18 protein-coding genes are annotated in these 22,040 nt (G+C 32.6%); 10 read left to right on the forward strand and 8 right to left on the reverse strand.

Annotation, left to right across the window (positions count from 1 at the left end):
- Window positions 1-13 precede the first annotated feature (13 nt).
- Window positions 14-526: a sigma-70 family RNA polymerase sigma factor gene (locus NH26_RS17315; RefSeq protein ID WP_044219999.1), complete on the reverse strand. Its 513-nt coding sequence runs from the start codon at window positions 524-526 to the stop codon at window positions 14-16.
- Between the two features lie 478 nt (window positions 527-1,004).
- Here NH26_RS17315 and NH26_RS17320 point away from each other — a divergent pair, with 478 nt between their 5' ends.
- From NH26_RS17320 to NH26_RS17350, 7 genes are all read left to right on the forward strand, one after another.
- Window positions 1,005-1,850, forward strand: a complete 846-nt coding sequence (locus NH26_RS17320) for a zinc dependent phospholipase C family protein (protein WP_044220001.1) — start codon at window positions 1,005-1,007, stop codon at window positions 1,848-1,850.
- Between the two features lie 103 nt (window positions 1,851-1,953).
- Window positions 1,954-3,957: an LruC domain-containing protein gene (locus NH26_RS17325; RefSeq protein WP_052431849.1), complete on the forward strand. Its 2,004-nt coding sequence runs from the start codon at window positions 1,954-1,956 to the stop codon at window positions 3,955-3,957.
- 132 nt (window positions 3,958-4,089) lie between these two features.
- Window positions 4,090-5,682: an NFACT RNA binding domain-containing protein gene (locus NH26_RS17330; protein ID WP_084812220.1), complete on the forward strand. Its 1,593-nt coding sequence runs from the start codon at window positions 4,090-4,092 to the stop codon at window positions 5,680-5,682.
- Between the two features lie 72 nt (window positions 5,683-5,754).
- Window positions 5,755-5,979, forward strand: coding sequence for a DUF3098 domain-containing protein (locus NH26_RS17335; RefSeq protein ID WP_044220005.1), 225 nt, complete (start codon window positions 5,755-5,757; stop codon window positions 5,977-5,979).
- 34 nt (window positions 5,980-6,013) lie between these two features.
- On the forward strand, window positions 6,014-6,832 hold the full coding sequence (locus NH26_RS17340) for an undecaprenyl-diphosphate phosphatase (RefSeq protein WP_044220006.1): 819 nt from the start codon (window positions 6,014-6,016) through the stop codon (window positions 6,830-6,832).
- A 10-nt stretch (window positions 6,833-6,842) separates the two neighbouring features.
- Complete coding sequence (gene truB, locus NH26_RS17345; protein ID WP_044220008.1) at window positions 6,843-7,547, forward strand: tRNA pseudouridine(55) synthase TruB; 705 nt, start codon at window positions 6,843-6,845, stop codon at window positions 7,545-7,547.
- 14 nt (window positions 7,548-7,561) lie between these two features.
- Window positions 7,562-8,509: a bifunctional riboflavin kinase/FAD synthetase gene (locus NH26_RS17350; RefSeq protein WP_044220010.1), complete on the forward strand. Its 948-nt coding sequence runs from the start codon at window positions 7,562-7,564 to the stop codon at window positions 8,507-8,509.
- Here NH26_RS17350 and NH26_RS17355 read toward each other — a convergent pair.
- From NH26_RS17355 to NH26_RS17365, 3 genes are all read right to left on the reverse strand, one after another.
- Window positions 8,506-9,885 (reverse strand): alpha/beta hydrolase family protein, encoded by a 1,380-nt coding sequence (locus NH26_RS17355; protein WP_044220011.1) that lies wholly within the window; start codon window positions 9,883-9,885, stop codon window positions 8,506-8,508. The two genes, NH26_RS17350 and NH26_RS17355, sit on opposite strands and share 4 nt — an antisense overlap.
- A 466-nt stretch (window positions 9,886-10,351) precedes the next feature.
- Window positions 10,352-11,446, reverse strand: a complete 1,095-nt coding sequence (gene dinB / locus NH26_RS17360; RefSeq protein WP_084812221.1) for a DNA polymerase IV — start codon at window positions 11,444-11,446, stop codon at window positions 10,352-10,354.
- Window positions 11,447-11,470: 24 nt separating this feature from the next.
- The gene (locus NH26_RS17365; RefSeq protein ID WP_044220014.1) at window positions 11,471-11,998 is read right to left on the reverse strand and encodes a hypothetical protein; all 528 of its coding nucleotides are present in this window, start codon (window positions 11,996-11,998) and stop codon (window positions 11,471-11,473) included.
- A 222-nt stretch (window positions 11,999-12,220) separates the two neighbouring features.
- Between NH26_RS17365 and NH26_RS17370 the strand changes: the two genes are divergently transcribed.
- Window positions 12,221-12,574, forward strand: coding sequence for a hypothetical protein (locus NH26_RS17370; protein ID WP_044220015.1), 354 nt, complete (start codon window positions 12,221-12,223; stop codon window positions 12,572-12,574).
- Between the two features lies 1 nt (window position 12,575).
- On the opposite strand, the gene porZ is transcribed toward NH26_RS17370, so the two are convergent.
- Window positions 12,576-14,783, reverse strand: a complete 2,208-nt coding sequence (porZ, locus tag NH26_RS17375; RefSeq protein WP_044220017.1) for a type IX secretion system anionic LPS delivery protein PorZ — start codon at window positions 14,781-14,783, stop codon at window positions 12,576-12,578.
- Between the two features lie 177 nt (window positions 14,784-14,960).
- Between porZ and NH26_RS17380 the strand changes: the two genes are divergently transcribed.
- Window positions 14,961-16,826 (forward strand): glycoside hydrolase family 13 protein, encoded by a 1,866-nt coding sequence (locus NH26_RS17380; RefSeq protein WP_052431851.1) that lies wholly within the window; start codon window positions 14,961-14,963, stop codon window positions 16,824-16,826.
- A gap of 227 nt (window positions 16,827-17,053) precedes the next feature.
- Here NH26_RS17380 and NH26_RS17385 read toward each other — a convergent pair whose 3' ends face one another.
- The 3 genes from NH26_RS17385 to NH26_RS17395 form a co-directional block, all read right to left on the reverse strand.
- Window positions 17,054-18,451 carry a DUF1214 domain-containing protein gene (locus NH26_RS17385; protein ID WP_044220018.1) on the reverse strand — a complete coding sequence of 466 codons (1,398 nt, stop codon included), beginning with the start codon at window positions 18,449-18,451 and terminating at the stop codon, window positions 17,054-17,056.
- A 49-nt stretch (window positions 18,452-18,500) separates the two neighbouring features.
- On the reverse strand, window positions 18,501-20,078 hold the full coding sequence (locus NH26_RS17390; RefSeq protein ID WP_199880247.1) for a DUF1254 domain-containing protein: 1,578 nt from the start codon (window positions 20,076-20,078) through the stop codon (window positions 18,501-18,503).
- A 102-nt stretch (window positions 20,079-20,180) separates the two neighbouring features.
- Window positions 20,181-21,137 carry a helix-turn-helix domain-containing protein gene (locus tag NH26_RS17395; RefSeq protein ID WP_044220019.1) on the reverse strand — a complete coding sequence of 319 codons (957 nt, stop codon included), beginning with the start codon at window positions 21,135-21,137 and terminating at the stop codon, window positions 20,181-20,183.
- 207 nt (window positions 21,138-21,344) lie between these two features.
- On the opposite strand from NH26_RS17395, the gene NH26_RS17400 reads away from it, so the two are divergent.
- Window positions 21,345-21,992: an NUDIX hydrolase gene (locus NH26_RS17400; RefSeq protein WP_044220021.1), complete on the forward strand. Its 648-nt coding sequence runs from the start codon at window positions 21,345-21,347 to the stop codon at window positions 21,990-21,992.
- The last annotated feature ends 48 nt before the right edge of the window (window positions 21,993-22,040 follow it).

Below are 22,040 nucleotides of genomic sequence, written 5' to 3' on the forward strand. Positions count from 1 at the left end.
CCTAATTGTGTTATTAATATCTATCAGCATAAGGAGCTAACGATTGTTTTAACTCTTTTCTAGCTAAAAATATTCTGTTTTTTACAGTACCGATTGGAATAGATAATCTATCAGAAATTTCATGATACTTGAATCCTCTGAAATACATCATGAAAGGCTCTGAGTACGTGTCATCAAGATTTTGAATAGCTTCTTGAATGTCTTCCATTGCAAATTGGCTAAAAGCGTTATTTTCTTGCTTAGTAGAAGTGCTGTTGATAAAGTGTAAGTTATCAGAAGTATCAATGAAAGTCTTTTGACGTGCTGATTTTTGGTAGTTCGTCAAGAAAGTGTTTCTCATGATAGTAAATACCCAAGCTTTCATGTTAGTACCTGCCATAAACTTATCCTTATTAGAAAAAGCTTTCAACATTGTTTCTTGAATTAGGTCTTTCGCATTTGCATTGTCTTTAGTCAATTTGAAAGCGAAAGGCTCTAATGCTGGGATTAAATACTGCAATTTGTGATTGAAATCTATAGCTGTCATAATGGTAAGTGTTATAAGTGTTTTGTTTAACTTTTCTCATTGTTGTTGAAACAAATGTATAGGTTATTTTTTATCAATCCAAATTTTGTTTAATAAATTTTAATTATAGTTAAACAGAAAAAATTTATAATGTTGGACTGATATTTCTGTTTTATTCCATTGAATAGTATAAGCTATATGCCTAAAAATCAATAAATAACTACTTTTATGCATCTGTGGGGCTATTTTGACCCAAATGGCTTTCTATATTATTGGTCGATAGTTTTTTGCAATTATGACAATTTCCCTAGTTTTATTTTGTTTATTATTTTTTTTCATTGATTAAACAAAATGCGAATATTGAATTCTTTCGATTTTAGCCTTTATCTAATTTTAAATAGGAGGGTCTCGACATGGAGGCATTATTCCTTATTGTTCTATCATTTTTGATTAATTGAAAATAGTTTTATACTTGTGAGGTATTAACTATTAACGATTCATGTACAATCTATTTCTAACTATTACTTTTTGGGGATTCTTCGCTCATCAAGAAATCAACCTACAAGCATCTTTACTTTTACCAGATGAGATGTTCTATTTTTTTAAGTCCAATATTACTGATATTAAAAAAGGGGCCATTCGGCCAGATCAGCGAAAAGGGTTATTGGACCAAGAGGGAAGTAAACATTATATCGATTTAGAATATTATGATTCTCTACTTATTACACCATTACGTTTTGATGATGCTTTACTTAAATATTCTGAAGATTCTTTAATGTCTAATGGAGTTGTTCCTTGGGAAGTAATCAAACACTATTATTTATTAAGGAAGGCTTTTGAAGAAAGGAATGCCAAATTGATTATTAAATATGCTGGAGAGGTGGGGCATTATTTATCTGATTTACATGTGCCTTTACATACCACTAAAAATTATAATGGACAGTTAACTAATCAAGTGGGAATTCATGCTTTTTGGGAATCTACTTTGCCCGAAACATACTATGATCAATATGTTATTGATTTGCATCGAGCAGAATATATAGATGATATACCACTTACAGTATGGTCGACTTTGGAAGAATCTCATTCATTAGTTAAACAAGTATTAGATGATGAGATAAAAATCAGTAAACAACTAGGAGATAAAGGTAAATACGTTGTGAAAAGGAGAGGAGCTACTTTACAGTTACAACCCACAAAACTATATACAAAATTATATAATGATGCTGTTGGAGATATGGTTAGTGAAAGAATGAAAATGTCAATACAAAGAATCGCTGACTTTTGGTTTACTTGTTGGGTGGATGCAGGACAACCTGATTTAAAGGAATTACAATTTGAATAGTACAATGTGAAGGAAATGATAGGAAGAAAAGAATAATCAAACAAATTCTCGAACTCATGAACTTACATTAGGGTTGAAATGTTATCACCTAATATTTATTTACATGAGATATTTTTCAACTCTACTACTCTTTTTAATCTTTATTATTTCATCTTGTAATAAGGATAAAAATGAAGATAATATAGAAAGTAACAACAGCTTCGAAACATTAAATGTTGATGCTTCTTTTGATTATTCAACTACTCAAACTTATAGTTTAAGTATAAAGCAAGAATATTCTTTGTCTAATGTTCCCATAGAAATATATTCTACCAATACATTTAACGAAGAATCTTTGCTTGGAAATGCTGTTTTGAAAGGTAGTACTACTTTTACTTCAACGTTTAGTTTAGAAAGAGGTACATCAAAAGTATATATAAAAGCTTTAAAAGTAGGAGTACCACAGTATTTTGAATATAATGTTTCAACAGGGCAAAATTATTTGTCACTTAGAGATAATTTTATTTATGACGATATCGAAGAAGTAAACAACTCTTCTTCTAGGGTAGCTTATTCAGGATCTTTGCATAACGTTTATGGTAGTTGGAATAACCAAGGAACACCTGACTACTTGATTAACCCAGATACAGTTTCGCAAGATCTAATGGAGGATATCGATGCTTCATTACCAGAACGTAGACCTGTTCCAACTTACAATCCTGATTATTTAAAGGATATAAATTACGATACCAAAATTACTCAAAATGCAGATATTTGGATCACTTTTGTTCATGAAGGGGCAGGTTATAGAAATACCTTAGCCTATTATACATACACTACAGGCAATCCTCCACAAACAACAAATGATATAGACAGTATTAAAGTGGTATTTCCAAATGTTTCTTATAAATACGCAGGAGGAGAGTTAGAAACTGGGGACAAAGTGTATTTAGGTAGATTTGATGCTAATACTTCTATTGGTTGGGTTTTAATTCCTAATGGTTGGAACACTAGTATAGAGGCTCCACAATATAGAAATCAGGTGAAGTATAGTAACTACCTATTAAATAACAATTCCCCTGATGGATACAAACAGCACATTGTAGCTTTAAAGGATGATGTAAGGAATTTAGTGGTTCTAGGTTTTGAAGATATTAGTAGACCTGGTGGAGACAATGATTTCAACGATTGTATGTTTTATTTAACTGGTAACCCTTTCGCATTTGATACTGATGATTTTGAAGATATATCTGACGCTGTAGATTCTGATGGTGATGGTTTATATGATCATGAAGAGGATTATCCTAACGATAGTGAAAGAGCGTTCAATATTTATATCAATAATAAATCTAATTTTTCTACCTACGGCTTTGAAGATTTATGGCCAGCGAAAGGAGATTATGATTTTAACGATCTCGTGATAGGTGTCAAATATAAAAAGGTGGTAGATGCTAATTATTACATTAGAGATATCGTAATGGATACAAAAATCTTTGCAATAGGAGGTTACTATCATAATGGATTTGGAATAGAATTTCCTTTTAATGCTTCTGTGGTCAATACCACATCTGGACAAGTTTTAGATCAGGGTGTAGTGACCACTGCTTCTAATGGCACAGAGAATGGGAGTACGAAAGCATCCATTATTTTCTTTGAAGACGCTTATTCTTTGATGTCATCAAGTGATATTCTTGTTAATGTGAAACCATCAAGTAATTATGTGACTCCACATGAATTCACAGTAACATTAGGTATCAATCCAAATCAGTTATCGAATTCGTCTTTTACAGCCTATCCAAATCCGTTTATATTCATTGATCAAGAAAGAGGAAGAGAAGTACATTTACCAAATTATGAACCTACCGCTCTGGCTGATGACTCTTATTTTAAATCAAGTGACGATAATACAGACATGGATCAAAATATATTCTATAAAACAAGTTTAAATCATCCATGGGCTATTAATGTAGTGGCAAATGAGTTTAACTACCCTTATGAGAATGTAGAAATCACTAATGCTTATAATCATTTTAAAACTTGGGCAGAAGCTAGTGGTGATAATTATACGGATTGGTATAAAACTAAATCAGGTTATAAAAATGATGATAATATTTATCGACGACCATAATCGTTAAAAATGATATATAAGCCTCAAGCCTTGCTCTTGGGGCTTTTTTTATACCATATATATGTGTTTTTTTGTATTCTATTAAAGATTGATTTTACATTATTAAAAATATATACTCTTTATCGGAAATAAATGATTCTTATAAAGAGTGCTAAGAAGATGTTCAATAATTATTATTTCCTCAGACAATTAAGTCAGGCCTTAAAAGAGAGGTTGATAGGAATGACTTTAGGCGCATGCTTTAGTCAAAGTAAAGACGAGTTGATGATCGGGTTCTATAAAGGAGCAAGAGAGCAATGGATTCGTGCTTCACTTATTCCTAATTTTAATCTTTTGACTTTTCCTCTGGATTACCAAAGAAAGAAGGTCAATAGTATCGATTTATTTAAAGAGGCTATCGATCAAGAGGTGGAAGATGTGATACAGTACCACAACGAAAGGGCTTTTTTAATAAAAATGACAAATGATTGGGGTTTACTGTTTAAAATGTACGGTAATCGATCAAATATACTTTTGATCCACGAGGGTGAAGTAAATACTGTTTTTCAAAAAAGACATATTGAGGATCAAAATATGGATGTCAGCACATTGGACAGAGAAATTGATCAATCTCAAGAAGCTTTTTTAGAAGGAGGTATTAAGGCAACCTATCCCACTTTAGGAAGAGAAGCCAATGCTTATCTCGAATCGAATGGTTTAAATGATGTCTCACCTGTTGAGCAATGGACCAGAGTATCTGATTTAGTCAAAAAGCTAGAATCACCGAGATATTATGTTGAAGAATTAGAGGGGCAAGTTCAATTTCTATTATTCCAGCTTGATGGAGCAACCACTTTATTAGAATCTGATGATCCTATTGAAGCAGCCAATGAATTTTATTATCGTTTCTCAAAAAGATACTTTGTCGAGAGAGAAAAAGGTCCTTTAATTAAAGAAATCGATAAGCGTTTAAAGCAATCGAAGAGCTATTTGAAAAAGCATTATGCTCGTTATGAAGAATTGACAGAAAATGCTCGTTTTGAGGAAATAGCGAATATTATTATGGCCAACCTTCATAATATTCCTCCTAGAACGAAGAAGATTACACTATTTGATTTTTATAATGAGGAAGATATAAAGATCAATCTCAATGAGGTATTGACACCGCAGAAAAATGCTGAGACGTATTATCGAAAGGCTAAAAATCAGAAGTTAGAGGTCAAAAACTTAGAGGTTAATATTCAGCAAAAAGAGGATGAGATGGAAGAATTGAAAAAACACCGTGAGGCGTTGGATCAATTTGAAATGGTAAGAGAAATTCGGAAATACATTAAGACTAATGGATTGCAGAAACTTCAAAAAAATGAACCTATTTTTCCGTTTAGAAAATTTGAATACAAAGGTTTTGAAATTTGGGTTGGTAAAAATGCTGTCAATAATGATTTACTAACTCAACGTTTTGCACATAAAAGAGATTTATGGTTACATGCAAGAGATGTGGCAGGGTCTCATGTAGTTGTAAAATGGAAGTCAAAACAACCTAATTTCCCTGTAGATGTTATTGAGAAGGCAGCATCAATTGCCGCTTATTATTCTCAGAGAAAAACAGATACGCTTTGTCCTGTAATTTACACACCAAAGAAATTTGTTAGAAAAAGAAAAGGAGATCCTGCAGGATTAGTAGTCGTAGATAAAGAAAAAGTGGTTTTAATAGAACCTGCACCTTTTTCAGAGACTTTAACGTAATATCTTCTCATATTTTTTCTTATACTACATAACCTTTTAACTTTGTATTTCTAAAATTATAAATTTTGAATAATGAGCAATAAAAAAGATCATTTGGCTTTCGGTAAGAAAAACTTTGTTTGGATGTTAATAGGCATCTTTACGATTGCATTAGGTTTTATCATTATGTCTATGGAATCAGCTCCAATGGGATTTGGTGCTTTAGGCCTTACTGTAGGCCCAATTATAGTTGTAGCAGGCTTTGGTATTAACTTTTATGCTATACTGTTAAAATCAGAAAGCACTCCACAAGAATAAAAACGACCAATTATATATAATATCAATTAATTAAATGAGTATTTTCGAGGCAATTGTCTTGGGTATTATCCAAGGATTGACAGAGTTTCTGCCAGTAAGTAGTAGTGGACATTTAGAGTTAGCGAAAGCGATTTTTAATAATCCGGAGTTGGATGCCGAAGGCAGTATGATGATGACGGTATTACTACATTTTGCTACAGCATTATCTACTGTTGTGATTTTTAGAAAAGATATTCTAGAAATATTAAAAGGGTTATTCCAATTTAAATGGAATGAAGAAACTCAGTTCTCTCTAAAAATTATTATTTCTATGATACCAGCTGCTTTGGTAGGGGTATTTTTAAATAAACAAATTGAGCAGTTTTTCGGAGGTGCAATTTTACTAGTTGGTTGTATGTTATTAGTAACTGCGGGTTTATTATTATTAGCCGATAGAGCTAAAAATACTACTAAACCTGTTGGCTACAAGGAAGCCGCTATTATTGGTATCGCTCAAGCGATTGCTATTTTACCAGGTATCTCTAGATCTGGGGCAACCATTTCTACTTCTGTACTTTTAGGTATTGATAGAGAAAGATCTGCACGATTCTCATTTTTAATGGTTGTACCATTAATTTTTGGGAAGATCGCTAAAGATATTTTAGATGCTAAAGGTGAAATAATGGATGGTTCTTTTGCTGATGGCATTGGAGTTTTACCATTAACTTTAGGCTTTATTGCAGCTTTTGTAACAGGTATGTTAGCATGTCAGTGGATGATTGCTTTGGTGAAAAAAGCCAAATTACAGTGGTTTTCAATTTGGTGTGCTTGTGTAGGAACAATAGCTATTATTTATTCATTATTTATTGCATAGATCGTAGAGAATGAAAGATTTTGATTTTGCAGCTGGTGAAACAGTATTGGTAGATAAACCTCTAGAATGGACCTCATTTGGAGTAGTCAAAAAGTTGAGATGGGAGATGAAAGTGAAGAAGGTAGGACATGCCGGTACTTTGGACCCATTAGCTACTGGTCTTTTAATCTTATGTACAGGAAAAAGTACAAAAACGATTGATCAAATTCAGGGACAAATTAAAGAATATGAAGGAGAAATGGTGATTGGCCAAACTACTCCTTCTCATGATTTAGAAACTGAAGTTGATAGTGAATCTGATATTTCTCATATCACTGAAGAAAATATACATGCTTTACTTCCTCAATTTACTGGTAAAATTATGCAGGTTCCTCCAATGCATTCTGCTATAAAAGTAGATGGAGTGAGAGTGTATAAACATGCTAGAAAAGGGAAAGAAGTTAAAATAGATCCTAGAGAAATTGAAATAATGGAATTGGAAGTGACAAAAATTGACCTTCCTAAAATTCAATTTCGTATGGTATGTTCAAAAGGAACTTATGTCCGTAGTTTTGTAAGAGACTTTGGTAAAGAATTAGGTGTAGGAGCCTATATGAGTGCTTTAAGAAGAACCAAAATTGGGGATTATTCTGTAGAAGAAGCCAAATCTGTTGAAGAGTGGATTGAAGTCATTCGTGAGTGGAGGGCATCAAAAGAGGAAGAAGAAAATAAATAACCTTAATCATAAGGATGAAAGTACATTACGGTATAGAAGAATTTAAGCCTCTTAAGAAAGCTACAGTAACTAGTGGTACATTTGATGGTGTTCATTTTGGGCATCAACAGATATTGTCGCATTTGAGAAAAACTGCAGAGCAGGATGGTTCTGAGACCGTATTGATTACATTTTGGCCTCACCCTAGATTCACACTTCAGCCAGAAATAGCGAAAAAAGAACTTAAGCTAATCACCAATCTTGAGGAGAAAATTGAAAGATTAATGCTTGAAAGTATTGATCATTTGATCGTATTAAAATTCGATAAAAAATTTTCTCAGATGACTTCTCTTGAATTTGTACAAGAAATCTTGATTAATAAAATCAACACTACAAAACTGGTTATAGGTTATGATCACCGTTTTGGAAGAAATAGAGAAGGAGGATTTGATTACCTAAAAAAGCATCAAAAAGACTTTGGTTTTGAAGTCGAGGAAATTACTAAGCAAGAAATTGAAGATGCAGCGGTAAGCTCTACAGCAATTAGGAACGCCCTCTTAGAGGAAGGTGACGTAGAAACTGCTGAAAAATATCTTGGTTACCACTATTCATTTGAAGGTAAAGTAGTGAGTGGTAATAGAATCGGACGTAAAATAGGTTTTCCAACAGCCAACATAGAACTACTAGATTCTTTTAAATTACTCCCTAAAATTGGGGTGTATGCCGTTACTATTGAAGTAGAAGATAAGTTGTTGAATGGGATGATGAACATCGGACATCGTCCAACAGTAACAGATGGAATTCAACAAACAGTTGAGGTAAATATTTTTGATTTCGAAGGAGATATTTACCATCAAAAAGTTAAAGTTAGTCTTGTACATCGCCTTCGTTCTGAGATGAAATTTGATGGTGTAGACGCTTTAATCTCACAACTACAGAAAGACAAAATAGAAGCGATAAAAGTGTTGTCTTCTTCTAATTAATGTTTCATTTTAGTAATATCTTCTATCCAATCGCTTACTTTTTCTAAAAATACAGGAGAAAGCGTTTGATTCAACACACCGTATTCTGCAGGTAATCCGGATTCACATTCTTGAAATAGATGATTCAGTCCTTCAAGCTTTTCAACTTTAAAATTAGGATTACCATTCTTTGTCAATTCATCATTTATCATTTTTAAATTTTCGTCAGCCAAAACTTGAACATCTTTACTACCGTTAAGGGCATATAAAGGTGTTTTTATTGATTGGAGATAAATAGCTGGATTTAGTTTAACAAACCCAACAAACCAAGGATTACTCATACCTGTGACTATAGCATTAAGCTGCTGATTACTTATGTTATTATGATATTGATGTTTGAAATATTCTCTTAATCGTTCATCCAAAGGTTGCTCATTATTAATAATCATATCATAAGCTTCTTCAAAAATAAGTTGATTTCTAGCAACAGCTTCATCGGGTACACCACTTATAATCTCCATTTGTTGTTTTTGATGTAATAATATATCCTTTCCTAACAATGCAGGGGATGCCATTAATATTGAAAAAGCAATATCTTTATTTTCGGCTGCAATCATTTGAGCGATAACACCTCCCTCACTATGTCCAATAAGCCCAATTTTTGTAGGATCGACATCAGTTCTTAATTTTAAAAAGGAGATAGCTGCTTCAACATCATTTTTAAAGTCTAAAGTAGTAGCAGATTTAAAATCACCTTGAGAACTGCCTACACCTCGTTCATCAAACCTTAAAACTGCAATTCCATTTCTAGTTAAATGATCTGCCAATACTAAAAATGGTTTGTGGCCTAAAATATTTTGATCTCTATCACTTGGTCCACTTCCAGAAATTAAAATAACGGTAGGATACCTTTTCAGATCAGTAGGTCTAGAAAAAGTACCTGAAAGTAGAATTCCTGCATCTTTATTATAAAATTCGATAGCTTTATTTACATAAGGAAATGGAGGTTTAGGTTCTTGAGGTTTAGACATAGGTGTTTCTTCATCTAAATTCTTTTCTAAATTCATAGTAAAAGATTGACCACCTTGTTTAAAAGTACCTTCAATATGATCATCATCAATAACGTTTCCGACATATTCAATACCAAGATTAGGCAATTTTATATGAAGAAAAGGGGAGTGATATTTTATTTCATGAATAGGTAAACCTTTTACACCTTGAGCAGGGATATCCATAATCCCTTTTAAATCATTATCCTTTGCAGATATTTTAAAGATGATATCTAATTTCCCATTAGGTAGATTAAGCGTGCCTTTCCATGGACCTGCTAAATTTTGACCCAAAGAAAAAGAATAAGTAATAAAAAACAGCGCAATAAATGATAGTTTGATTTTCATAAAAGAGGACACTTAAAAATGATATAGTTTACTGACAATAGAAATTACAACAAATTCAAGTAAATAGATAATTGATCTTCTTTTTTATTTAATTGTTGATGAAATTTCCTTTTTAATAATTATTTGAAAGGTACTCATGTAAGTAAAATAGAGTAAATTATTTTTAATGAAAAATGATGAATTTGCATTGTATTTTACTGATAGTCAGTTGATTTATTGCACTTTTAGTTTAAAAGTGAATTTTTATTCAATTTAAATGAATGTAAATTTTTGAAAGATGAGATTTATACTTACTTTTATGTAAACATTTGTAAACGTTAATATTTTACGACATTTATCATCGCTCATGGTTCATCAAATTAAAAAATTTATCAACGCGAATAGTTCATTTGGATTAGGCCTTTTAGTAGGGGTTTTATTTGGATACTTTTTAGCATTTTTGATAGTTAGTTATTTCTTGGTTTAATTACCACAATTCGAGTTGTTGGTTTAAATCATCAGACTCATCACTATCATCATTGTTATTATTTTCCTGAAGATTACTAAGACTTATTCCTAATAACCTAACATTAAAAGTCTGAGGCTGTAATTCATCTAACAACTTTACAGCTTCATCAACTAATTTGCTTTTACTCTTAACTGCCTGCTCAAAGGTTTTACTTTTAGTATGACTAACAAAGTCATGCAGTTTAATTTTTACTGTAACAGTTTTCCCTCTTTTATCGCTTTTAATTATTCTTTCCCATAGAATATCAGCAATTTTAAGAAGGTGAGTTTTCATCAATTCTACATTGGCAATGTCTTTTGAGAAGGTTCTTTCTGCACCTATAGATTTACGTTCTCTATGGGGTTTTATTATCCTGTGATCAACACCACGGACGATATAATAATAGAATTTTCCTGTTTTTCCGAAATTGTCGTTTAGGTGAGTAAGTGGCCAAGACTTTAGGTCTTTTCCTTTGTAAATACCTAATTTCTTCATTTTTTCTGCTGTCACACTACCAATCCCATAGAACTTTTCAATAGGTAATTGTTCTAAAAAAGCTTCAGCTTCATCTGGTAATATGATAGAAAGGCCATCAGGTTTATCTAAATCAGAAGCAGTTTTTGCTAAAAATTTATTATAAGATATTCCCGCACTTGCAGTAAGGTTAAGAGTATCATTAATCTTCTCACGTATCTCTTTTGCTATTTGAATTGCAGATGAGATGTTTTTTTTGTTCTCAGTAACATCAAGGTAAGCTTCATCTAAAGAAAGAGGCTCAACAAGGTCAGTATATTCAAAAAATATTTTTCTAATCTGAAAGGAAACATCCTTATAAACATGAAACCTCGATTTTGTAAAGATAATTTGAGGACACTTTCTATACGCTAAAGCTGAAGGCATAGCAGACCTAACACCAAATTTTCTTGCTTCATAACTTGCTGCTGCTACCACACCACGTTCTTTACTACCACCAACTGCAACTGGTTTTCCTCTTAGGTGTGGAAAATCTCTTTGTTCAATGGATGCAAAGAATGCATCCATATCAATATGTATTATTTTTCTTAGCTGACTCAAGAATTAAACTAAAGTTGAACTGAATTAATCAAAAAAGCGAACCTCATAGCTTTTAGAAACAAATTCTATTGTTTCAATATTTTCCATTTTATTGGCATAAACAGACATTACAAAGAATATATCTGCCATAGTATTTAATAGGTCAGTCACTAATTTATCGACTTTTACATCTTCGAACTTTGCAATTTTATAGGCCCACCTTGTAGAGTTCTTACTTTTGGAACGACATAAGTTAAGAATACCAGCCAGTTCACAACCTATAGGTAGGCTAAACATTTTAGTTTCTTCTTTTACTAATGCTTGGTATTTATCATGAATGTCAATGGCTTTGGATATATCATCTTCTGTTACCGCCACTTTTCCTCTTATAGAACCATTTACATGATATGCCATCTCGCATAACCAAGTCAGTTCTAATTGCATCTCTTTGTGTTTATCCGCTTTTGAATAAGCATAACCGATATGGCTTGCTAATGAATCAGTTTCAACTTCATAATCACATTTAAAACTTGTTTCCTTTAGGTAAGGATAACACATTCTTACTTTTCTCATAATTTGATGATAATGTTTATATCAAATGTAACGACTAGAAAGGGAAGATAAAATGAAATATGTTGGCTAAAAGATGATTTTAATATCAATTCTGTGAAATTTTAGCTCTATTAAATAAATAGGTAACACTGAAACTTTTTTGTTAATATGTTTGATATGAAAATCGTAATGTTTGGATTCTAACTAAAAAGTTGATTTTCTTTGTAGAAACTAATTTAAACCATGAAAAAAATAATCTTATTGTTATCCTTCCTATCATTTTTGATTGCTTGTAATGATAAAAATGATATTTCTCTAGGAGAAAATTTTGATAAAGTAATCGAGTCTGAAACAGCAGATACATTAATAATATATCATTCTGGAGGCTTATTCGAAGCTTATATCGTATCTTCTAATTCTTATTTAAAATCAAGATGGCATTTATCTGAAGAAACAGATAAAATTGTTCCTATTGTTGAGACAGGATTAATTTGGAAAGATTGCTCTCGTATTTACACCGGTTTTAATAACTTTCCAGCACTTTTGGTTGAAGAGTTAAACCCTTCAGATAGAGACATCTTTAGATGTGACTTTTAATTTATCGAATCACAGTAAATTTCCCTACATACTTTTCAACTCCTTCTTGATCTGTGCTAAACACAAAATAAACTCCAGTAGCTGGTTTTTGACCATTATTTAACCTTAGATTCCAAGAAGTACTACCTCCGAAAGAAGACCCACTCCATACTAATTGCCCAGCGGTATCTGTAATTCTTACATCAGCATTTGTGGCTAAACCAGAAATGGTAAGTACACCTTGGTATTCAGGGCGAACGGGGCTTGGGAATATTTTTACATTTTCAAACTTAGAAGTTCCAGCAGTCGCATCACTTCTGTACGAAACAATTCCATCCACAGTGGCAATAAATACTTCCCCGCTTGTAGGTTGTATGGCCATTGCTCTAATATCATCAGATAATAAGGAAGAGTTAGTTGTAGTGAAATGTTTATACAGTCGACCACCATCACTACTAAATAACCATAGACCTCTAACAGTACCTAACCATTTTCTATTTCCGCCATCGATGGCGATACATTGTACACTTTCACCGTTTAAAAGGGGGAAACCATCATACCTTGGTAACGAAACACTAAATTCACCGGCTTCTGTAGGAGAAACACCCAAATACTCTGCAGTACCATCGTCAGTTCCCATCCACATACTTCCTATATTATCTGTTGCAAGACTGAACACAGTATTACTCGGAAGACCACCATTTGTTTGATCGGAAGTTAAAAATCTAGAGTTCCCATCCTTAAATGTGAGTAATCTATCATTACCAATTAAAAGCCATACATCACCTTGGTAAGAATTTTTAGTTTCGTGAGCCGCATTGGTGATTTTTGTATCATTAAAATGTTGCCATTCTCCAGAAGGACTTCTAAAATGAAGATACTGATTAGTGGTTGTCCATAAATTTCCAAATTGATCAAAACTTAAACTTTCAATATGTACCTCTGTTCTTCCATTTATCAAGAATGGATTTTTTATTATTTCGAAAGTTTTATCATAAATATGGAATGCAAAAAGGCCATCTCCTTCTGTAGCAAAATATACTTTTTGCTCTTGTGTAGCGTAAGCCATTCCTTTAAATCTAGGTAAAGCAGGAATTTCTATAGCATCTGTTCGATCTAATGAACTGTAATTTTCCCATTTACCCTGATTAAAAATAGAGAAAGTACCCACTGTAATACCAGTTGCATCATCTGGGGTCATGAATATAAAATCTTCTGCATTAATTATATCATGAGCAGTAGAAAACATAGGGCCTGAAGGAACAAATGTTTCTATTTGATCGCTCACTTTTATCATACCATTTGTAGCATCTGCAATCCAAGCATTTCCGTCTTCGTCATCAATTACTTGTCTTGGCGATGGAACGTTATCATTCTGATATATAGAAATTTGATCATTTTCATTGATAAGATAGATCTGAGTTGTTGCAGGTAAGCTTACATTATTCCCCCAGAAATCTAATAAAAACACCTCATCGTCACTATAATTTCCTAAAGTAGTTGATGTAGATCCATTGTAGGTATTAATTGATTTATCTGAAGTATTAGTGTAATAAACTTTATTATCACTATATAATATCGTTTTTATATTTTCATTAGCAGCTACTACGACATTGTTCCAATTATTAAAATCTTGTTTATTGGTCAATTCATTATCTGCCACACTTTTCACTCCTTCGTCACAAGCAATGTATATAGAATCGTCAGAAAAGGTGATATCATACACATTCATCTCTGCACCATTTTGTCCTATAAAGTCGTATGTTTCTTCAATAATGTAATTGGTAGTGTTGATCTTAACAATGCCAAAACTGGCACATACATACATAAATTGTTGGTCCATTCTAAAACCAAAAAACGATTTATTGGGATAGTCACTATTGAGAAGTGTTCTCATATTGACAATATCAGAATCGCTGATAAAATCGATATTACCATTTGCATACAACACAATTAATTGATCTGTAACTGAAGTGTATCCAATTTTTAAAATATTGGCATCACTTAAGCCATCTTCTTTAGATATTGTTGTGATAATACCATCATTAAGATCATATGAAAATAGTGCATTTTGAGAAGAACAAACCGCTTCATTATCAGTGAGAGTAATGGAATTAGTTTGAGTAAAATTCAGGTGAGATCGCCAAGTATTCACAGGTATATCTTGTGCAATTGATACTGAAAATAACTGAAAAAAAAGAAGTAAGTGAATGATAAAGTGAAGTCTCATAAAAAGTGTCATGTTTAAAGTGACAAGATACTCATGAAGTACCTTATTTCTTTAAAAGTGAGAAAAAAAGAAAAAAAATATACCGCAAACGGTTGAAATTAACCATTATTTTTTAATGCTGATTAATAACACTATGTTTGTTATGAATGAAAAAAGTATACTGAATATAAATTATTTATGAAATCTTTTAGAAACTATATCGTCATTTTTGTGACACTTATTTTTGCATCAAATTCTATTCTTGCCTCTGATGCAATAACAACTAACTCATTAAAAAAAGGTAAAGCTCCAGTTGTAGACTTAGTAGAACCTGCTTTTTGGTGGGCCGATATGACTACTCCAACTGTAATGCTAATGGTACACGGTGTAGATTTAGCTTCAACTGATATTTCTATTGATACAGAAGGGGTTAAAATCAACGAAATAAAATCGTTGGATAATGCCAACTATGTCTTTATTGATCTTGATATTTCTAAAGCTAAACCAGGAACTTTTCCTATTACGTTTGCTAGAGGGAAAAAGAAAACGGTAATCAATTATGAATTGAAAGCTAGAAATAAAGAAACAAAAGCTCAAGGGTTAGATCAATCAGATGTAATGTATTTGATTATGCCCGACCGTTTTGTGAATGGTAACTCTGAAAATGACTCTAATGATCAACTTGCTCAGAAAGCAGATCGTTCTGATAGAGGAGGCCGTCATGGCGGAGATATCGCCGGTGTTACTTCAAAATTAGATTACATCAACGATTTAGGAGCAACAACTGTATGGTTAACTCCATTCTTAGAAAACAATCAGCCGGGTTGGTCTTATCATGGTTACGCTATCACAGATTTTTATAAGGCAGATGCTCGTCATGGATCAAATGAGGAATACCATAATATGGTCTCAGAAGCTCATAAAAGAGACATGAAAGTAGTGATGGACCTTGTTTTTAATCACATTGGTAATGGTCACTTATGGATGAAAGACCTTCCTTCTCAAGATTGGATCCACCAATGGAAAGAATTTACTAGATCAAACTTTAAAGGAGAAACTATCTCTGATCCTAATGCCTCTGATTATGATAGAAAAATTATGCAAGAAGGTTGGTTCGATGGCCATATGCCTGATTTAAATCAAGGTAATCCTTATTTAGCAAAGTACTTAATGCAAGCATCAATTTGGTGGATTGAATATGCTGGTATTGATGGTATCAGAATGGATACTTATCCATATAATAAAAAAGAAATGATGTCGGAATGGGTGTCTTACGTTTTAAACGAGTACCCTGATTTTTATATTGTTGGTGAAACATGGTTACCGGGTGCTACTTGGGAATCTTACTGGAAAACTGGCGGTAATAATAGAGATGGTTTCAAAACTACTTTAAAATCAGTATCTGATTTTCCTGTTTGGGATGCATTAAATAGAACATGGAGAGATCACTGGAGTGTAATGGAAGTATACAAAACACTTACTGAAGATTTCTTATATGATAATGCCGGACAGAATAAAATCTTTATGGATAACCATGATGTGGATAGAGCATTTGGTTCATTCAAAAAAGATCTTCCGAATATGAAATTAGCAACTACTTTCTTGTTAACAACAAGAGGTATTCCACAGATCTTCTACGGTACAGAAATTTTGATGTCGAAAGGCGGAGATCATGGTGATTTAAGAGAAGATTTCCCTGGAGGATGGGAAGGTGATAAAAGAGATGCATTCACAGCAGAAGGTAGAACGGATGATGAGAATGATTATTTCAATTACATCAGAACAATTTTACAATGGAGAAAGACTTCTGATGCCATTACAGGTAAGTTAAAACACTGGGTTCCTTTTAATGAAGTATACGCATATGTTCGTTACTCTGACAAAGAATCTGTTTTAGTGGTGATCAATAATAACTTAGAAGATCAAACATTTAAAATGGATCGTTTTGCAGAAGCATTAGAAGGTAAAACATCAGGTAAAGATATTTTAACAGGAAAAGCAGTTTCATTTGATGGTGAAATGAGTATTCCTGCTAAAACAGCATATATCATTGAACTGAAATAGTGAGAACAATTGAAGTTTAGGCTTCTTGATATTCTCTAAACCAACTATTAATAATAAAAAAAGGCTACTCTTTTGAGTAGTCTTTTTTTGTTTTAGTAGATGTGCAATATTGATGTTTAGTATATCTCTTCTTTTATAGATTATATTTTTATTCTTCTACAAAAAATACCTTTTGATCATGATTTATACATCTTAGATCAAAAGGTATTATGAATAATACGTACAGATTATTTTATTTTTTCAATATCATTTAATTCAAAACTACCATCAAATACTTCTTTTTGAGGACCGTAGAATCTGAATAATAAGAAGAATCTTCTTCCCTCTACAGTTGGTAGCCAATTACTTTCTTTTCCTTTAGGAGGTTTTGGTCCGAAATAGATAGTAGTAGTACCATCTTTGTTTTTCTTGACCTTGTCCATATTTGAGTCAATACTAGATTTATCAATATTTCTTTGGTAAGAAGCTGTTTCTAAATCGTAAGTTGTTACTGCCCAAAAGTTTTTGACAGGGACATTTGCCGGTACCACTAGTTTATAATTGTCACTTCCGTTTAACCATTGTCCATCAGGTGTTTCTGCTAGATCTACATAAAAAGTAGCAGATCCATAATTTTTTATACTTGTTATAATGGCGTAATACAATGCTCCTTTTGCATTATAGTCAAAATGAGAAGGAAATTCATAAGTCCAATCGGTTTCAAAAGAACCTGTAGGAACTAAAACACTCCACTTTTTGCCTTCGTACATCCATGGATTAAGTTTTCTATGGTATTGATTGATCAAATACTCTAAAGCTAAAGGAGCTGCTTCATCATATATTTTGTTAGCTCTCTCATCTGGAGTGAAAGCTTCATTTTTCTCAATTCCAATTTGTTTCAACATTCCCATAAATGCCAAGTTCATGTCTTCCACTTTTTCCTCTTGAATGAATTCATGAATTTCTTTGTAAATGGTTTTGTCCATTACAGGAGTACATTCTAAATTTTTATCATATATATCCACGTAATTCATTTTTTCAGGATTAGCCGCTTGGCTTAATGGATAGATCTTGATTTTTTTTGTGAGTGCTGTTGCTTTATCAACGTTCTCTTGATTAGCATTAGGAATAATAGGTCTTAATACACAAAAACCATTGTTAGTTCTTTGTACATAGGTGTATGCACCTTGTAAAAGTGGTCCATCATAATTTTCAGGAACAATTACATATTTACCACCTTGGCCTGCATCTCTACCTTTTGCTCCAACATCGTCAATCGGTCTTTGCCATGCATCCATGAATGTTCCAAATAGTCCAACACCTTCTTCTGAAGCAGGTAATTCTATTACTATTGGCTCATCTTTTACATTCCAATAAAAATGAATGTAAGGAGTGGTATTATTGGGGGTTGCTGTCTGAAATTTCCAGTTTTGTATTTTTGAGTTATAAGCAACATCATTGTAACCTACACCATTATCACTTAGTGCATCTCTGTAGGTTTTAAAGTTCATCATAGGCATTGCCCATACAGCAGTTTCTATAGCTCTGAACTTAAACATTTCGTCTTCAAACTCTTGATTTTGTGCCACAGCATAACTTGACCCAAAAAGGACGAAAAGAAGTAGAAAGTAGTTGATTTGTTTCATAACTAAATATTTTTGAACCAACTCATAAAAGAGTTGGTTCGTTATTAAATTATTTTATTTCTTGAATGTTACCAGGTACCCATTTTCTATCGTGCCATACTTTTGTTGGTCCATATAGTCTAAGGATAACAAACATACTTTTACCCGGAACGGTCTGTAACCAGTTATTTTCATAACCTTTTGGTGCTTTTGGTCCAAAGTAGATATCATAAGATCCATCTTCGTTTTTCTTTAAACCTTTGGTTTGGCTACCTACTGTTGGGTAAGCCTGATCTGTTTGTAACATTGATCTTGTTTGTGGATCATAAACAGTTACCGCCCAGAAGTTTTTGGCAGGTGGATTAGCAGGTATAGTTACCTTATAAGTTTTTCTACCATCAAAAGGTACTTTCTTATCGTCTACAAAGGCCATAGCATAATCAGAACCAATACCGATTCTAGGAACAGCCATTGCAGGAGTAACCGCTGTGTAAGGATAGTGGAACATAACTCTTGCATCAGAGTTCATAGTGTGTCCATCTTTACCATTAAAATATACGTTACGATCTACCCAAGCCATAATCCAATGGTTGTTATGTAGTTCAGGGAATACTTTAATACCTTTCATATTGTCTACACTCCCTTCAGTTCTAGGGTACCAGACAATAGATCTAGCAGTTGCATTACCAATAGCTACAGCATCAGTAAGGATTTTTTTCATTCTAGCATCCGGTTGAAATACTTTTCCTTTTTCGATACCAATAGAAGCAATTAAACCTCTAATTTCAGGATCAATCATTTCGATTGGTTCTTCTTGGATCACTTCATTTAAGTGCTCATAGAAATGGAAATCATTAGTGTGTATTGTATTAAATTCTTTCCCTGTACCACTAATAAACTCCATAGGTTTAGGATTATTTTTTTTTGATAGTGGATAGATTTTTAAGTTATCCTTAATATTAGCAACAGCAGCATCGATTCCATTTTCGATAAATGCTCTCATAAAGATCCATACTCTAAAAGTTTTAGAATGTACCACATGGTAACCACTTGGGATTTTACCATCATAATTTGGTGGAATTACAATGTATTTCCCTCCTTGGCCTTTATCGGGGCCAAAAGGACCAATGTCTTGCATATATCTAAACCATGCATCGTTAAATGCTCCTAACATTCCTTTGGGTACTTCTATTACAATTGGTCCCGTGTTTTTCATGTTTAAACTAGGAATACTGTAAAGAGTAGAAGTATTGGCTGTTAAGAATAATGGTTTTGAGTCCATCAACTTATCAAATAGTAATACTTTATTGTAATTATCGACACCAATTTCTTCAGGCCCTACCATCAATTGTCTTACAGATACTGCAGGCATGCATTTAAGAAAAACATCTACACCACGCATACGATCTAAATTATCGTAAACTTTTTCAGCAGTTTCTGGTAATGGTGCACCATCAACAAATTGTAGATCTCCAATAGAGGTCTGAACTGTATTAGGTGTTTTTATCCCCTCAGGAATTTTAGTTGTCTGAGAGTAAGTTTCTACTTTAATTTCTTGATTAGAATTAGTTGATTTTTCTTGTTGACATGAAACAGTCATACTAGCACAAGCTAAACCAAGAAGAAGGAGTTTTATATTATTTTTCATAGTAATATTATTCGTTTTACTCTTAGAACTTTTGAGGTTCATATATAAAAACGAGTAGAGTTAAGGGAGTTTTAATATATTTTGATTGAAGAATAGTAAATTCTATTCGCTTTGGTTTTTTTTGAATTCTTTAGGTGTAATACCGTAACTTTTTTTGAATACTGAGGTGAAGTGACTTGCGTTAGAAAAACCCAGATCCATGGCAATCATCGACATGGATTTTTTATTGTCTTTGAGAAGTCTCTTAGCCTCTTCGAGTCTTACTTGTTGTTGAAATTTATATATAGGCTGTTTAAAAAAGGTTTTAAATAATAGTCTTAGTCGGCTAACACTCATCCCACATTCCATTGCTAAAGTATTGATATCGATATTTGCTCCATGATAATCAATAATCATTTGACGTGCGACAAACAAGTTTTTCATACTGATGTTCATGTCTTCTTTCTCTTCTGCTTTTTTAGAAAATCTAGAAAGAGAAAGTGTGATCAAGTAATCTAAACAGTTTTTGATAAGTTCTTCTCTGTAAGGTTCCTCTTTTGATATCTCAAAGGCTCTAACAAGAGTACCTAACATCATATTGTTTAAACGATCATATAAGAAGAATTTACCTAAGTTCTCAATTTTATCTTTTAAAGCAGGGGAGAGGTTAATTAACCTTTCAAATTCATGATCACTAATTTTAATAATTACAGCTTTAATTGGAACTTTAGCAGGCTGAAAAAAACTAAGATGTTCTTTAGTATCATTAGAAAAAATAACCCCTTCTAATTCAACATTTTTATCAGTGCTTAAAGCAATAAATTTGTCTTGATGTGAATGAGGTAAACCAAATAAAAAATTGACAAAACCAATGTCATCAATCAGGTCGTCTCCTTCTATTGAAGCATGTAGAGTATAATCAAACTGTAAAGAGAAAGATTGATCATTAAATAAATAACCAGTCATTTCACCTACACCAATATGATTATCGAAAGTTAATTGATTATTGACCCGTTTAGCTTGAAATTTATTCTGCCAATACGTTAATAGAGTATCAAGTTGTTCCTTAGCTTTGGTCATGAATATTGGGGATGTTTGTATTTTATGATTTGAAATTAAGTATTTTATTGAAATGTTACAATTTTATTTGATAAAGTATTGAGTACATCAAAAAATAACAAATTGCCCTCAAATTATACTTTTTTAATCATTTTATCGTAATTTATGTACAAGTGCGATTAACGAAGCAACCCTTATTACATTTATTGATTATCAAGAAATTATTATATGAAGTATACACAAGGAATTGTATCTGATTGGAAAAATAAACTAAGCAACTTACTTCGTTCAGATTTACCAGGAAGAGTGGCTCATGATCTGATGTCTTCTCATCATCGTCAGGATATTACGCCTATCAATATTCCTACTGGAGCTAGAAAAGCAGCAGTATTAATTTTATTAAAAGAAGATGGAGATTCATGGATGTTTCCTTTAATAAAACGTCCTTCTTATGATGGTGTTCACAGTGGTCAAATGGCTTTTCCTGGAGGTAAGTATGATGATACTGATGAAGATATGATTCATACGGCATTAAGAGAGTGCGAGGAAGAAATTGGCATAAAAGTAAGTAGAGATCAAGTAATTGGTAAACTTTCTGATTTATATATTCCACCATCAAATATGCATGTAGTACCAGTTGTTGCCACTTATGATGAAGAATTTCAATATAAATTGGATGAATATGAAGTGGATCAGGTGGTAGAAGCCCATGTATCTCAATTACAAGATCCTGCTAATCATAAAGAGTATCATTTTAAAACTCCTAAAGGATCTATCTATAAAACGCCTTCTTTTGATGTACATGGACATACTGTTTGGGGAGCAACAGCAATGATGTTAAGTGAGTTATTGATTTTGATAGAAAAACTCAAGTAATATTGGCTCAATTGTATTCATTTTCTTCTAAAAGTAGTGCGATTTAGC

Source organism: Flammeovirga pacifica, assembly GCF_000807855.2.
Lineage (GTDB): Bacteria > Bacteroidota > Bacteroidia > Cytophagales > Flammeovirgaceae > Flammeovirga > Flammeovirga pacifica.